At 63.0% G+C, this 11,967-nt stretch carries 12 protein-coding genes; 3 read left to right on the top strand and 9 right to left on the bottom strand.

All coding sequences use genetic code 11. The features are described 5' to 3' along the window. Positions 1-4 precede the first annotated feature (4 nt). Positions 5-1,672: an energy-dependent translational throttle protein EttA gene (gene ettA, locus DUGA2_RS07065; protein WP_070268195.1), complete on the top strand. Its 1,668-nt coding sequence runs from the start codon at positions 5-7 to the stop codon at positions 1,670-1,672. A 50-nt stretch (positions 1,673-1,722) separates the two neighbouring features. Here ettA and DUGA2_RS07060 read toward each other — a convergent pair whose 3' ends face one another. Both DUGA2_RS07060 and DUGA2_RS07055 read right to left on the bottom strand, forming a co-directional pair. Next, positions 1,723-2,319, bottom strand: coding sequence for an outer membrane beta-barrel protein (locus DUGA2_RS07060; protein ID WP_070268194.1), 597 nt, complete (start codon positions 2,317-2,319; stop codon positions 1,723-1,725). A gap of 185 nt (positions 2,320-2,504) precedes the next feature. Then, complete coding sequence (locus tag DUGA2_RS07055) at positions 2,505-3,110, bottom strand: alpha-ketoglutarate-dependent dioxygenase AlkB (protein WP_070268193.1); 606 nt, start codon at positions 3,108-3,110, stop codon at positions 2,505-2,507. A gap of 43 nt (positions 3,111-3,153) precedes the next feature. Here DUGA2_RS07055 and DUGA2_RS07050 point away from each other — a divergent pair, with 43 nt between their 5' ends. Then, the gene (locus DUGA2_RS07050) at positions 3,154-3,744 is read left to right on the top strand and encodes a molybdopterin-dependent oxidoreductase (RefSeq protein WP_070268192.1); all 591 of its coding nucleotides are present in this window, start codon (positions 3,154-3,156) and stop codon (positions 3,742-3,744) included. Between the two features lie 100 nt (positions 3,745-3,844). On the opposite strand, the gene DUGA2_RS07045 is transcribed toward DUGA2_RS07050, so the two are convergent. The 7 genes from DUGA2_RS07045 to DUGA2_RS07015 all read right to left on the bottom strand — a co-directional run bounded on the left by DUGA2_RS07045 (position 3,845) and on the right by DUGA2_RS07015 (position 9,878). Then, positions 3,845-4,207, bottom strand: a complete 363-nt coding sequence (locus DUGA2_RS07045; RefSeq protein ID WP_070268190.1) for a hypothetical protein — start codon at positions 4,205-4,207, stop codon at positions 3,845-3,847. A gap of 246 nt (positions 4,208-4,453) precedes the next feature. Further along, complete coding sequence (locus DUGA2_RS07040) at positions 4,454-5,278, bottom strand: Rossmann-like and DUF2520 domain-containing protein (RefSeq protein ID WP_070268188.1); 825 nt, start codon at positions 5,276-5,278, stop codon at positions 4,454-4,456. Continuing rightward, a complete protein-coding gene (locus DUGA2_RS07035; RefSeq protein WP_070268187.1) occupies positions 5,278-5,880 on the bottom strand; it encodes a DUF924 family protein in 603 nt (200 codons plus the stop codon). The genes DUGA2_RS07040 and DUGA2_RS07035 overlap by 1 nt, the downstream gene beginning before the upstream one ends. A gap of 2 nt (positions 5,881-5,882) precedes the next feature. Further along, a complete protein-coding gene (locus DUGA2_RS07030; protein WP_070268185.1) occupies positions 5,883-6,629 on the bottom strand; it encodes an MgtC/SapB family protein in 747 nt (248 codons plus the stop codon). 52 nt (positions 6,630-6,681) lie between these two features. Further along, complete coding sequence (locus tag DUGA2_RS07025; protein ID WP_008443543.1) at positions 6,682-6,939, bottom strand: hypothetical protein; 258 nt, start codon at positions 6,937-6,939, stop codon at positions 6,682-6,684. Continuing rightward, on the bottom strand, positions 6,936-8,753 hold the full coding sequence (locus tag DUGA2_RS07020) for an aminopeptidase P family protein (protein ID WP_070268183.1): 1,818 nt from the start codon (positions 8,751-8,753) through the stop codon (positions 6,936-6,938). Before DUGA2_RS07020 ends, DUGA2_RS07025 begins: the two co-directional genes overlap by 4 nt. A gap of 435 nt (positions 8,754-9,188) precedes the next feature. After that, entirely contained in the window at positions 9,189-9,878 is a 690-nt protein-coding gene (locus DUGA2_RS07015) for a Crp/Fnr family transcriptional regulator (protein WP_070268182.1), read from the bottom strand. A gap of 139 nt (positions 9,879-10,017) precedes the next feature. On the opposite strand from DUGA2_RS07015, the gene DUGA2_RS07010 reads away from it, so the two are divergent. Then, complete coding sequence (locus DUGA2_RS07010; RefSeq protein ID WP_373994824.1) at positions 10,018-11,964, top strand: AMP-binding protein; 1,947 nt, start codon at positions 10,018-10,020, stop codon at positions 11,962-11,964. Positions 11,965-11,967: the final 3 nt, after the last annotated feature.

Below are 11,967 nucleotides of genomic sequence, written 5' to 3'. Positions count from 1 at the left end.
CTCAATGGCAAATTACGTCTATACCATGAACCGCGTGGGCAAAATCGTCCCGCCCAAGCGCCAGATCCTGAAAGATATTTCGCTGTCCTTCTTCCCGGGCGCAAAGATCGGCGTGCTGGGCCTGAACGGCTCCGGTAAGTCGACCTTGCTGAAAATTATGGCAGGCATCGACACCGACATCCAGGGCGAAGCCGTGCCGATGCCGGGCCTGAACATCGGCTACCTGCCGCAGGAACCGCAACTGGATCCCGAAAAAACCGTGCGCCAGGAAGTCGAATCCGGCCTGGGCGAAGTGTTCGAGGCGCAAGCCAAGCTGGAAGCCGTGTACGCCGCCTATGCCGAGGAAGACGCCGACTTCGACGCGCTGGCCACCGAGCAGGCGCGTCTGGAGGCGATCATCTCGACCTCCGACGGCGGCAACCTGAACCTGCAACTGGAAATGGCCGCCGACGCGCTGCGCCTGCCGCCTTGGGACGCCAAGATCGGCGTGCTGTCCGGCGGCGAGAAGCGCCGCGTGGCGCTGTGCAAGCTGCTGCTGTCCAAGCCGGACATGCTGCTGCTCGACGAACCGACCAACCACCTGGACGCCGAGTCCGTCGAATGGCTCGAACAGTTCCTGCTGCGCTTCCCGGGCACCGTGGTCGGCATCACCCACGATCGCTACTTCCTCGACAACGCCGCCGAATGGATCCTGGAACTGGACCGCGGCCATGGCATTCCATGGAAGGGCAACTACTCGTCGTGGCTGGACCAGAAGGCCAACCGCCTGAAGCAGGAAGAATCGACCGAGTCCGCGCGCCAGAAAGCATTGGCCAAGGAACTGGAATGGTCGCGCCAGAATCCGAAAGCACGCCAGGCCAAGTCCAAGGCCCGCCTGGCCCGCTTCAACGAGCTGAGCGAGTACGAATACCAGAAGCGCAACGAGACCCAGGAGATTTTCATCCCTGTGGCCGAGCGTCTGGGCAATGAAGTGATCGAGTTCAAGAACGTCTCGAAAGCGTTCGGCGACCGCCTGCTGATCGACAATGTGTCGTTCACCATTCCGCCGGGCGCCATCGTCGGCATCATCGGCCCGAACGGCGCCGGCAAGTCGACCTTGTTCAAGATGATCGCCGGCCTCGACAAGCCGGACAGCGGCGAAGTGGTGATCGGCCAGACCGCCCGCATCTCGCTGGTGGACCAGAGCCGCGATACGCTGAGCGACAGCAAGAGCGTGTTCGAGGACGTGTCCGGCGGCGCCGACATGCTCAGCGTCGGCCGTTTCGACATGCCGTCGCGCGCCTACCTGGGCCGCTTCAACTTCAAGGGGTCGGACCAGCAGAAGATCGTCGGCAACCTGTCCGGCGGTGAACGCGGCCGTCTGCACCTGGCCAAGACGCTGCTCAAGGGCGGCAACGTGCTGCTGCTCGATGAACCGTCGAACGATCTGGACGTGGAAACCCTGCGCGCGCTGGAAGACGCGCTGCTGGAGTTCGCCGGCTCCGTGCTGGTGATCTCCCACGATCGCTGGTTCCTGGACCGTATCGCCACCCACATCCTGGCCTTCGAAGGCAACTCGCAAGTCACCTTCTTCGACGGTAACTACCAGGAATACGAAGCCGACAAGAAGAAACGCCTGGGCGAGGAAGGCGCGAAGCCGAAACGCATCCGCTACAAGCCACTGACCGTGTAAACGACGAAGGCCACCGCAAGGTGGCCTTTTTTTATTACTGCTAACCGGGTTTAGAAGTTGTAGCGCAGGCCTGCGGTGATCGCGCCGTTCTTGCGGCCCATGTCGATGTTGTTCTTGCCATAGTTTTCATACTCCAGCGAGACTTTCACCTGCTTGGAAATCGCATACTCGGCGCCGACCGAAGCGTACAGCGCGCTCTTGTTGGCGTCGCCGCTGACGGCAGCGATGCCGGTGGTGCTGACGGAGTTGTGGTTGCGCGCCACGCCCAGCTTGCCGAACACGGCGATCTGCTCGTTCACTGGCCAGGTGCCCTTGCCCGCAACGTAGAACGAATGCGCGTCGGACTTCACGCTGCCGGCAGCGCCGTTCACGGTGTAGTTGTAGTCTTGCTTGCCGAAGTTGGTGTAGCCGCCTTCAACCGCCCAGGTCTTGTCGATGTTGTAGCCGCCGTAGATCTTGCCGCCGGCCTTGGTGCCGCTGTTGCCGGAAGAGCTGGTGGCGTTGGGCACGTCGAACTTGTAGCGGCTGCCCAGTACGCCTACACCGACGTAGCCGGAGCCGGCATCATCGCCCAAATCGGCGGCGTAAGCGGAGGTGCCGGCCAGTGCGGCGGCGGTAGCGACTAATGCGAACAGAATTTTTTTCATGGTCTTGGATCTTTCAGCAAAAAATGAGTGTTGGACTTGCTTGGGATCGCAGTTCTCTGAAGTGCGATGGAATCAAGATAGCACTCGTGCCAACTGATGTCCGCACCGATTTAGTAAGAAGTGTGACAGGATGTAAGCCAAATAATGGATGGCTTAAATCAGCTTATTCCAAACTTAAGAGAGGCTTAAGGTTCGCGCAAAATATTGCGGAAAGTGAGGTTGACGCGCGGTCCGCGCGGCGCGCGTTCCTTGTTGATGCCGTGCTGCCAGTGATGCTGCAGGCTGCCCGCCATCAGCAGCAGGCAGCCGTCGCCCAGCGCCAGCTTGACGGTCTTGGGCAAGGTGCGGTGCTTGAGGATGAAGGTGCGCGGCGCACCGAAGCTGACCGAGGCGATGGCGGGATTCGGCCCCAGCGTCGGCTCGTTGTCGGCGTGGAAGCCCATGCTGTCGCGCTCGTCGCGGTAGTAGTTCAGCAGCAGGCTGTTGAACTGGCGGCCGGTGGCCTGCTCCACTGCCTGTTTGATGTGCAGCTGCAAAGGCGTGAACGGCAGCGGATGGAACAGCTTGCCGGAATAGCGGTAGCGGGCGTCGCCATGCCAGGCGCTCAGGCGCGGCTGCATGTGCAGCTTGCCCCAGACCTGGATCTGTTCCTCGCGCCAGTCGGTTTCGTCGAGCAGGCGCTGCATGGCTTCGGCCGGCGTCAGGTCCAGCGCCAGCCGCTGCTGGAACCACAGTTCGCCATCCTCGATAGGGATGGGCATCAAGGCGCTGTCGTCGGCAAATAGATCCATGCGCGGTATGATACCGGCACTACGTCAGCCAGGAGTATTCCGCATGAAAAAACGCCAGTTCCTCGGCCGCGCCGCATTGGCCGGCATGGCCGCCGCCGCCCTGCCCGCCACCGCGCAAGCCGCCGCGTCGAAATCCGCCGGGCCGGCGCTGCTGACCGTCACCGGCGCCATCGGCAAGGCCAACCGCGACCGCTTCGATCCGGTGCGTGACCAGATGATGTTCAAGCAAAAGCTCAGCTTCGACAAGGCGCACGCCTTCGACTTCGCGGCGCTGGCCGCGCTGCCGGCCATTACCATCGCGCCGACGCTGGAATACGACAACAAGGTGCACACGCTGCGGGGCCCGCTGCTGCTGGACGTGATGAAGGCGGCCGGCGCATCGCTGGGCGATAGCGGCAAGCTGGTGTTGCGTGCGGTGGATGGCTATGCGGCCACGGTGACAATGGCGCAGGCGCGCGCGCAGCGCTACATCGTCGCCACCCATCTGGATGGCGCGCCGATGGCGCTGGGCGGCTTGGGACCGCTATGGGCGATCTACGATGCCGACAAGGTCCACGAGATGGCCGTCAAACCGCTCGCCGAGCGGTTCGGTTCCTGCCCGTGGGCGCTGTATCACATCGAAGTGCAGGCTTAAAAAGTTGCCGTAAAATGAGCGCAGCTAGGCGTAGTGACGAAGACAGTGCGCTAGCACGGCGAGGAGCTACAACGACGCTGCGGTCTTTTTACGGCAACTTTTAGGCGTAGGCTTCGGCCAGGGTCATTACGCGTGGCGTGATGGTGATGCCGATGCCGCCGAACAGCGCGGTGATGGCGGCCATATTGGCTTCCATCTCTTCCGCTTTCCAGCCCTGGAACAGGTCGGTGCCGTCCTTCTGGAAGTGCAGGTCCAGCACCTTGCCGCGGTCCTTGTGGGTGTAGCCGCCGCTGTAGGTGTTCTTGAACCCCATCGCAGCCAGCGCCGCCAGCACTTCGGCCGGAGGATTGTCCGGATCGGTGGCCATGAACACGCCAAAGGTCTTGCCTGGCGGTTTAGCGGCGATATCTACGTCGTAAATCCCTGGCGCTTTCGTGACGGTCGTACTCTTCAGAAATAACATGTTCTTACCCCTATCCTATTGGTGCGCCGGCTTGATGTTTGATTCTTCAAGAAAACATTCTAAGAAACAAGCTTATTGCTAATTCCGGAGTTTGTCGACTAATCCTGAAACTTATTTGTGAATTCGTACCAATAAAACTGCAACGCCGACAGCCGTGGCCGTTCTGGACAAAGCATACACCTACTTAAAATATAGTTGTTAAGTAGTAATTTGCAAGGAGATAAGAGCCGTAGTCGTCACGACGTGCTATTTCCGTGGTTTTCGCCCCGCCAGTTCGACGGTGGGCGCCACCAGCGCCCGATACAGCTCGCCCGTGGCGGCATCCCACTGGCTGACCGCCCGTTGTTGGCGATCCACAGTAACCATGTCGCCGCGCGCGATCGGGCCCGTCAGCGCGGCGGCGGCGCCGAGGCGGAACACATTCGCCATCGATTCGGTGGCCAGCGGCTGCGCCATCTGCCGCGCCACCGGCTCCGGGATGCCGGCGGCCTGGTAGGCGCGCAGCGCGGCGTCCAGCACCGTCACCAGGTAGTTGCTGGCGAAGACGGCGGCCGCGTGATACACGGTCTTGGCCGATGCGTCGATCGGCACCGGCTGCGCGCCGATGGCCTGCAAGGCCGGGGTCAGCACGGCCAGCGCGGCGGCGTCGCCTTCGACGCCAAAGAAGGTGCCTGCAAATTGGGCAGCCACCACCGCCGGATCGGCAAAGCTACGGATCGGATGGGCGCTGGCCACCAGCGCGCCGGCGTCGCGCGCCGCCTGCAACTGGTCCGAGGCCAGCGCGCCGCTGCAATGGAACACCACGCTGCCGCGCAGCGGCACGGCCTGCGCCAGCGCCGCGCAGGCGGACTGGATCTGGTCGTCGCCGACGGCCAACAGGTGCACGGCGGCCGGCTGCAATTGATCGTAGCGCTCCACGGCCGCGCCGCTGCCGATGAAGTCCACGGCCGCCCGCGCCGAGGCGGCGGAGCGCGTCAGCACCTGCCGTACCTGGAAGCCGGCTTGCGCCGCCAGCAGGCGGCCCAGCACGCGGCCGACATGGCCGGCGCCGATCAGGTTCAGCGTCGCCATCAGAAACCGGACCCCGGCTGCTGCAGATACGCCTGTTCTTCCGGCGTCGATGCGCGGCCGAGGATGGCGTTGCGGTGTGGGAAGCGGCCGAAGCGGCGTATCACCTCGCGATGGCGATGGGCGTAATCGAGCATGCCGGCGATGCTGTTGGCGATGCCCGCCGGCGCCGTGGCGCGTATCGCATCGTGCATGCGCGTGTACAGGGCCACGGACTGCTCCTGCATCGCCATGTCCTCCGCGTGCTCGAAAGGCAGGTAGGCAAAGGCGCGCTGCAAGGGCGTCAGCGCCTGGTCCCGTTGCGCGCCGACCATGTGCCGCGCCGCCTGCAAAGCCTGCGGGTCGCCGGCAAAGGCCAGCGGCGTGCCGCGATGGACGTTGCGGCAGAATTGATCCAGCACCAGGATGCGCGCCAGCGCCGACCGCGGGCCTTCCTCGTCCCATTCGTGCAGGCCGCCGGCCAGCGCCTGTTCTATCAGCGCGCCGAAGCGGCTTGCGATCTCGCGGTCGAATGCTTCGTTCTTCTGGAACCACTCGCTGCGCGGCGCGTCGGCGGCCTGGAACCAGAAATCGAATACGGCTTGGGCTTGTGCGTTCATCGTCATGGTCAGTTACGTGCGTGGGACAGTTGGAAGCTATGGATGCCGTCGAACTGGGCCAGCTCCGCCGACAGCACCGACATCGGAGCGCCGCTACGCTTGCTCAGCGCGATGGCGACGAAGCGCCACTCCTGCATGCCGCCGTCGCTGCCTATCATCATCGAACCGCCGGCGATCTCGTAGCCGCGCTGCAGCGCCATCGCGCGCAGCACCGGCTCCTGCGGCAGGTAGCCCGCCTTGAAGCGCATGGTGATGGCGATCGCATGCCGCGACGGCAGCCAGGCCTCGACCTTGGTCAGCAGGATCATCGCGCCGGCGCACAGCACCGCCAGCCCCATCGCGCCCAGATAGAAGCCTATGCCGACCATTACACCGATCACCGACGAGGCCCAGATCGACGCCGCCGTGGTCAAGCCGCTGATGTTGAAGCCTTCGCGCATGATGACGCCCGCGCCGAGGAAGCCGATGCCGGTGACGATGCCCTGCACGATGCGGGTCGGGTCGGAGGTCAGGATGGTGTGGCCGGCGTGGCCGCCGAACCAGTCGCTGGGATAGCCGCCGATCACCGTCAGCGCGGCGGAGGCCATGCAAACCAGCCCGTAGGTGCGCATGCCGGCGGCGCGGCCATGGTACGAGCGCTCATAACCGACCATCAGTCCGAGCAGCAGCGCGCCCACCAGGTTCAGCAAAATCACGCCGTTGGTGGCGATTTCGTGGGCAGACCAGTAGGCAAACAGGAATTCTATCGACGGCATGCTCGGTCTCTCTCAGTGGTGGCGCGCCTTGCTACGGGCAGCGCGGCGGCGCTCAGGGCGCTTTTTTTATCAGCTGTTTTTCAAACGCGACATCGAGCTTGCTGACGCGCTTGGGCGGTCCGGGCGAGATGCCGTTGACGAAGGCGACAAAGTCGTCCAGCTCCAGCGGCGCGCACAGCGGCGGCTGGCCCGCGCCCTCGGTCAGGAAGAAATGGCCGCTGCCGGTGCGCGACATCGAGTATTTGGCATTGCCGCTGCGGACCTTGAGGCGGTCGACGGCGGACGTGGCCCGGGTGGCGCGGCCGCTCATGGCAGTGCCTCCGTACGGGTTTCCAGCCAGGCCAGCGCAGCGCCGGACACCAGCGGCCGCAGGCGCTTGCGCACCGTGGCGTGATAGTCGTTCAGCCAACGTTTCTCGTCGTCGCGCAGCAGCGCGGCGTCGATGCAGCGGGTGTCGATCGGGCACAGGGTCAGCGTTTCGAAATCGAGGAACTCGCCGAATTCGGTCTGGCCCGCAGGGCGGTTCAGCACCAGGTTTTCAATCCGGATGCCCCATTGGCCCGGGCGGTACAGCCCCGGTTCTATCGATGTAATCATGCCTGGCTCCATGGCGGTGTGCGGCTCCGGCATCGCCGATTGCGATATCGACTGCGGGCCTTCGTGCACGTTGAGGAAGTAGCCGACGCCGTGGCCGGTGCCGTGGCCGAAGTCCAGGCCTTCGGCCCACAATGGCGCGCGGGCGATGGCGTCGAGCATCGGCGAGCGGGTGCCGCGCGGGAAGCGCGCGCGGGACAGGGCGATCACACCCTTGAGCACCAGCGTGAAATCGCGTTTGTGGTCGGCCGTGATGGCGCCGACGCCGACCACGCGGGTGATGTCGGTGGTGCCGCCCACGTACTGGCCGCCGGAATCGATCAGCAGCAGGCCGTCGCCTTCGATGACGGAGTGCTGGGCGTCGGTGGCGCGGTAATGCATGATCGCGCCGTTGGAGCGGAAGCCGGCGATGGTCGAGAAGCTGGGGCTGACGAAGCCGGGACGGCGCGCGCGCGCCGCCGTGATGTGGTGGTCGATGGCCACTTCGGTCAGCGGGGCGCGCTGCGGGTCGGCCAGGGTCTGGTCCAGCCAGGTGAAGAATTCGCACAGGGCGGCGCCGTCCTGTTCCATCGTGGCGCGCACGTGTTCGGCGTCGGCCTCGCTTTTCTTCGATTTGGCGAAGGTGGTCGGGTTGATCGCCTCGATCACCTTGACCTTGGCCGGCACCCACTGGCGCGTGCCGTAGGTGAGGCGGCGCGGGTCGATCAGCAGCGTGCTGTCGGCGGGCAGCGCGGCCAGGGCGGCGGCGGCCGATTCGTAGGGTGCGACGTCGACGCCCTCCTCGGCCAGCGTGGCGCGCAGCGCCGGCGGGATCTTGCCGTCGGCGACGAACAGCGTGGCGCGGGTCGGCGCGATCAGCGCGTGCGACAGGAAGATCGGGTTGTAGTTGACGTCGGCGCCGCGCAGGTTGAACAGGTAGGCGATGTCGTCCAGCGTCGAAATCAGGTGGCGCTGGGCGCCAAGTTGCTTCATTGCAATGCGCAAATCGGCCAGTTTGCCGATGCGGGACTTGGAGGCGTAAGGCGGCAGGTGCTCGTAAATCGGCGCCATCGGCAGCGCTGGGCGGTCGGCCCAGACCTGGTCGAGCACGTCAATATCTGTGCGCAGCGCAACATCCTTGGCTTGCAGCGCCTGTTCCAGAAGACGGGCGATGGACAGCCCGAGCACGGCGCCGTCGACCGCCGCCGTCTGGCCGGATTTCAAATGGGCGGCCAGCCAGTCGACATATTGAACGCTGGCGCCGGAGGTCAGCTTCATTAACTGGATGCCGGTATTGGCCAGTTGCTGTTCGGCCTGGGTCCAATAACGGGCGTCGGTCCAGATGCCGGCGAATTCGGGCGTGATGATAAAAGTGCCGACCGAGCCGGTAAAACCCGACAGCCATTCACGGCCCTGCCATCGCGGCGGCAAATATTCGGACAAATGGGGATCGGCGGACGGCACGATCAACGCGTCGATCTGCTGCTGATGCATCGCCGCGCGCAGCAGTGCCAGGCGCTCTACAACGTGGGAGGTATCTGAATTAGGCATGGAATAAGTCGAAGTCCGGTGCGCCGCCGGTGCGGCATAGCTTACCGCTATGATACCGCGATTGCTGGGGATATACGTTTCGAACTTTGAACGTGTGCATTAATGGCACAGCTTGCTCTGCAACGCGCCGAAACCCGCAGTGATCATGATCGCCTCGTCTCCGCCAACGGAAAATAGCGTTCATTCGAACAAGAGGATTATCACCGGCGGCTACGCATAAGCCTCTTCATTCCTGGAATTATATTTACGGCCAAAGAAAATCAGCGCTACCAACGATAAGCCGAGCATTAAGCCTTCGTAGAAAAATAACAGCTTCAGCGACTCATTCGACTCGGCATTCAAAAGCTGAAATTTGGCATAAGCGCGCTAAAAACTAGCATGATTTGAAGGCAAAAACTGCCGTGATCGAAAACTGGCAAGGTGTGGGAGTGGTGCTCAGGCCTCGTAGCGGCGCAGGCCTTCGAGGTCGAGTATGCGGATGCCGCCGTAATCAAGACTTAATAAGCCTTGTTTCTCCAGCAGCTGTAATGCCTGATTGGCGCGCTGGCGCGAAGCGCCGGACAGCAGGCCTAATTCCTCCTGCGATATCTGCACCAGTTTCTCCAATCCCGGATAAAGATGGGAATTAAACATGGACACCAGACAACGCGCAACGCGCGTATCCGGATTTAATAGACGGTCATTTTCCACCATGCCGATAAACTGCCCCAAACGCTCATTCAATTGCATCAGCAAAAACCGCGTAAAAGGCAAACTCGTTTCCAGCAACCAATGAAAAGTAGAAATAGGCATACGGGCGGTACGGGTGTCGCGCAGGGCCATCGCATCGTATTTGAGTATTTCCTTCTTTAAAAGCGAACCCTCGCCAAACCAGCCGCCGGCCGGCACGCCGGTAAATGACACGCTTTTACCGGCCGCCGAGAAATTCGTCATCTTGACCATGCCGTCGATAATACCCAGCCAATTCTCCACCATCTCGCCTTTGCGGCAAACATAACCCCCCTTGGCGACAAAGGTTTCAAAGGTCTCGGCCTCCACGCGCGCCATTTGTTCCGGCGTCAGACCCTGGGCCCAGATCGCCGTGCGCAATGCTTCTTTGAGGCTAATTTGATGTTGGTTAGGCATTATTGCAACGCACCATGGAAAAGTCGGTCAAATGTCGCTGAAAAGACAACCTGACTTCCAGCGGCAGGCTAATATCATCACATAAAAAGGCTGCCGTATCAGAAGTTTAACAAGTACGAGCAAACAGCAACAGGAGACACTGGTGCATACACAGAACGAGACATTCCCGCGCTGGTTGCTGGCCCATGGCCGGCTCCGTCCGGGGAAACCCGCATTCCGCGAAAAATACCTGGGCATCTGGCAAAGCTGGACCTGGTCCCAGGTCAACGACGAAGTGCGCGCGCTGGCCTGCGGCCTGGCCGCCATCGGCTTCCAGCGCGGCATGAACCTGGCCATCATCGGCGACAACCGCCCCCGCCTCTACTGGTCCATGCTGGCCGCGCAATGCCTGGGCGGCGTGCCCGTGCCGCTGTACCAGGACGCTCCGGCCGCCGACATGGCCTACGTGCTGGAAAACGCCGAAATCCGCTACGCCATCGTCGAAGACCAGGAACAGGTCGACAAGTTGATGGAACTGCAAAGTTTATATCCGCACATCGAACACATCGCCTACGACGACGAACGCGGCATGCGCCACTATCGCCAGAAAGGCCTGCTGTCCTTCGCCCGCCTGCAGGAACTGGGCCGCGCCTGGGACCAGGCCAATCCCGGCATGTTCGACAACGCCGTCAAGGCCGGCCAGGGCAGCGACAACGCCATCATCCTGTACACCTCCGGCACCACCGGCAAGCCGAAAGGCGTGTGCCAGACCCACAACGCGCTGATCGCGGCCGGCACCGGCGGCGTCGGTTTCGAGAACCTCACCGACGCGGAAGACATCCTCTCCTACCTGCCGATGGCCTGGGTGGGCGACTGCCTGTTCTCCTTCGCCCAGGCGATGACGGCCGGCTTCACCGTCAACTGCCCCGAATCCGGCGACACCGTCATGACCGACATGCGCGAAATCGGCCCTACTTATTACTTCGCCCCGCCGCGCGTGTTCGAAAACATGCTGACCACCGTGATGATACGGATGGAAGACGCCGGCGCCATCAAGCGCCACATGTTCCACCACTTCATGGCGGTGGCCCGCCGCTGCGGCGCCGCCATCCTGGACGGCAAACCGGTGGCGCTGTCCGACCGCCTGGCCTACGCCGTCGGCCGGGTGCTGGTCTACGGGCCGCTGAAAAACGTGCTGGGCATGTCGCGCGTGCGGGTCGCCTACACCGCCGGCGCCGCGATCGGCCCCGACCTGTTCCGCTTCTACCGCTCCATCGGCGTCAACCTGAAGCAGTTCTACGGCTCCACCGAAACCTGCGCCTACATCTGCTTGCAGCCGGACGGCCAGATCAAGTTCGACAGCGTCGGCCTGCCGGCGCCCGGCGTCGAGGTCAAGCTGGCCGACAACGGCGAGGTGCTGGTCAGGTCGCCAACATTGATGGACTGTTATTACAAGCGTCCCGACGCCACCAGCGAAGCGATCGACGCCGAAGGCTACTTCCACACCGGCGACGCCGGCCTGTTCGACCACGAAGGCCACCTGAAGATCATCGACCGAGCGGCCGATGTCGGCAAGATGAACGGCGGCGCCATCTTCGCGCCCAACTACGTGGAGAACAAACTCAAGTTCTTCCCCTTCATCAAGGAGGCGGTGGTGTTCGGCGACCAGCGCGACGAGGTCTGCGCCTTCATCAATATCGACATGGAAGCCGTGGGCAACTGGGCCGAGCGCCGCAGCATCGCCTACTCCGGCTACACCGACCTGGCCGCGCATCCGCAGGTATATGGCCTGGTGCGCGACTGCATCGAGCAGGTCAACGCCGACCTGGCGGCCGAGCCGATGATGGGCGACACCCAGATCCACCGCTACCTGGTGCTGCACAAGGAGCTCGACCCCGACGACGATGAGCTGACCCGCACCCGCAAGGTTCGACGCAAATTCATCGCCGAGAAGTATGCGGTGCTGATCGCTGCGCTCTACAGCGGCAAGCAGTCGCAGTACATCGAAACGCAGGTCAAGTTCGAGGATGGACGCAGCGGGCTGGTGGCGGCGGACCTGAAGATCGAGCCTTGCAAGACCTTCCCTGCCATCCAGGCAGCGGCATGACGG

The organism is Duganella sp. HH101 (assembly GCF_001758795.1).
In the GTDB taxonomy this organism is placed as follows: Bacteria; Pseudomonadota; Gammaproteobacteria; order Burkholderiales; family Burkholderiaceae_D; genus Rugamonas; species Rugamonas rivuli.
The sequence above is the reverse complement of the archived record's forward strand: the minus strand, read 5'-3'. Positions and strand labels throughout refer to the sequence as shown.

Bases quoted from the DNA above. Each gene is read 5' to 3' on its own strand.
- ettA (WP_070268195.1), top strand. From the start codon at position 5: ATGGCAAATTACGTCTATACCATGAACCGCGTGGGCAAAATCGTCCCG.
- DUGA2_RS07060 (WP_070268194.1), bottom strand. From the start codon at position 2,319: ATGAAAAAAATTCTGTTCGCATTAGTCGCTACCGCCGCCGCACTGGCC.
- DUGA2_RS07055 (WP_070268193.1), bottom strand. From the start codon at position 3,110: ATGGATCTATTTGCCGACGACAGCGCCTTGATGCCCATCCCTATCGAG.
- DUGA2_RS07050 (WP_070268192.1), top strand. From the start codon at position 3,154: ATGAAAAAACGCCAGTTCCTCGGCCGCGCCGCATTGGCCGGCATGGCC.
- DUGA2_RS07045 (WP_070268190.1), bottom strand. From the start codon at position 4,207: ATGTTATTTCTGAAGAGTACGACCGTCACGAAAGCGCCAGGGATTTAC.
- DUGA2_RS07040 (WP_070268188.1), bottom strand. From the start codon at position 5,278: ATGGCGACGCTGAACCTGATCGGCGCCGGCCATGTCGGCCGCGTGCTG.
- DUGA2_RS07035 (WP_070268187.1), bottom strand. From the start codon at position 5,880: ATGACGATGAACGCACAAGCCCAAGCCGTATTCGATTTCTGGTTCCAG.
- DUGA2_RS07030 (WP_070268185.1), bottom strand. From the start codon at position 6,629: ATGCCGTCGATAGAATTCCTGTTTGCCTACTGGTCTGCCCACGAAATC.
- DUGA2_RS07025 (WP_008443543.1), bottom strand. From the start codon at position 6,939: ATGAGCGGCCGCGCCACCCGGGCCACGTCCGCCGTCGACCGCCTCAAG.
- DUGA2_RS07020 (WP_070268183.1), bottom strand. From the start codon at position 8,753: ATGCCTAATTCAGATACCTCCCACGTTGTAGAGCGCCTGGCACTGCTG.
- DUGA2_RS07015 (WP_070268182.1), bottom strand. From the start codon at position 9,878: ATGCCTAACCAACATCAAATTAGCCTCAAAGAAGCATTGCGCACGGCG.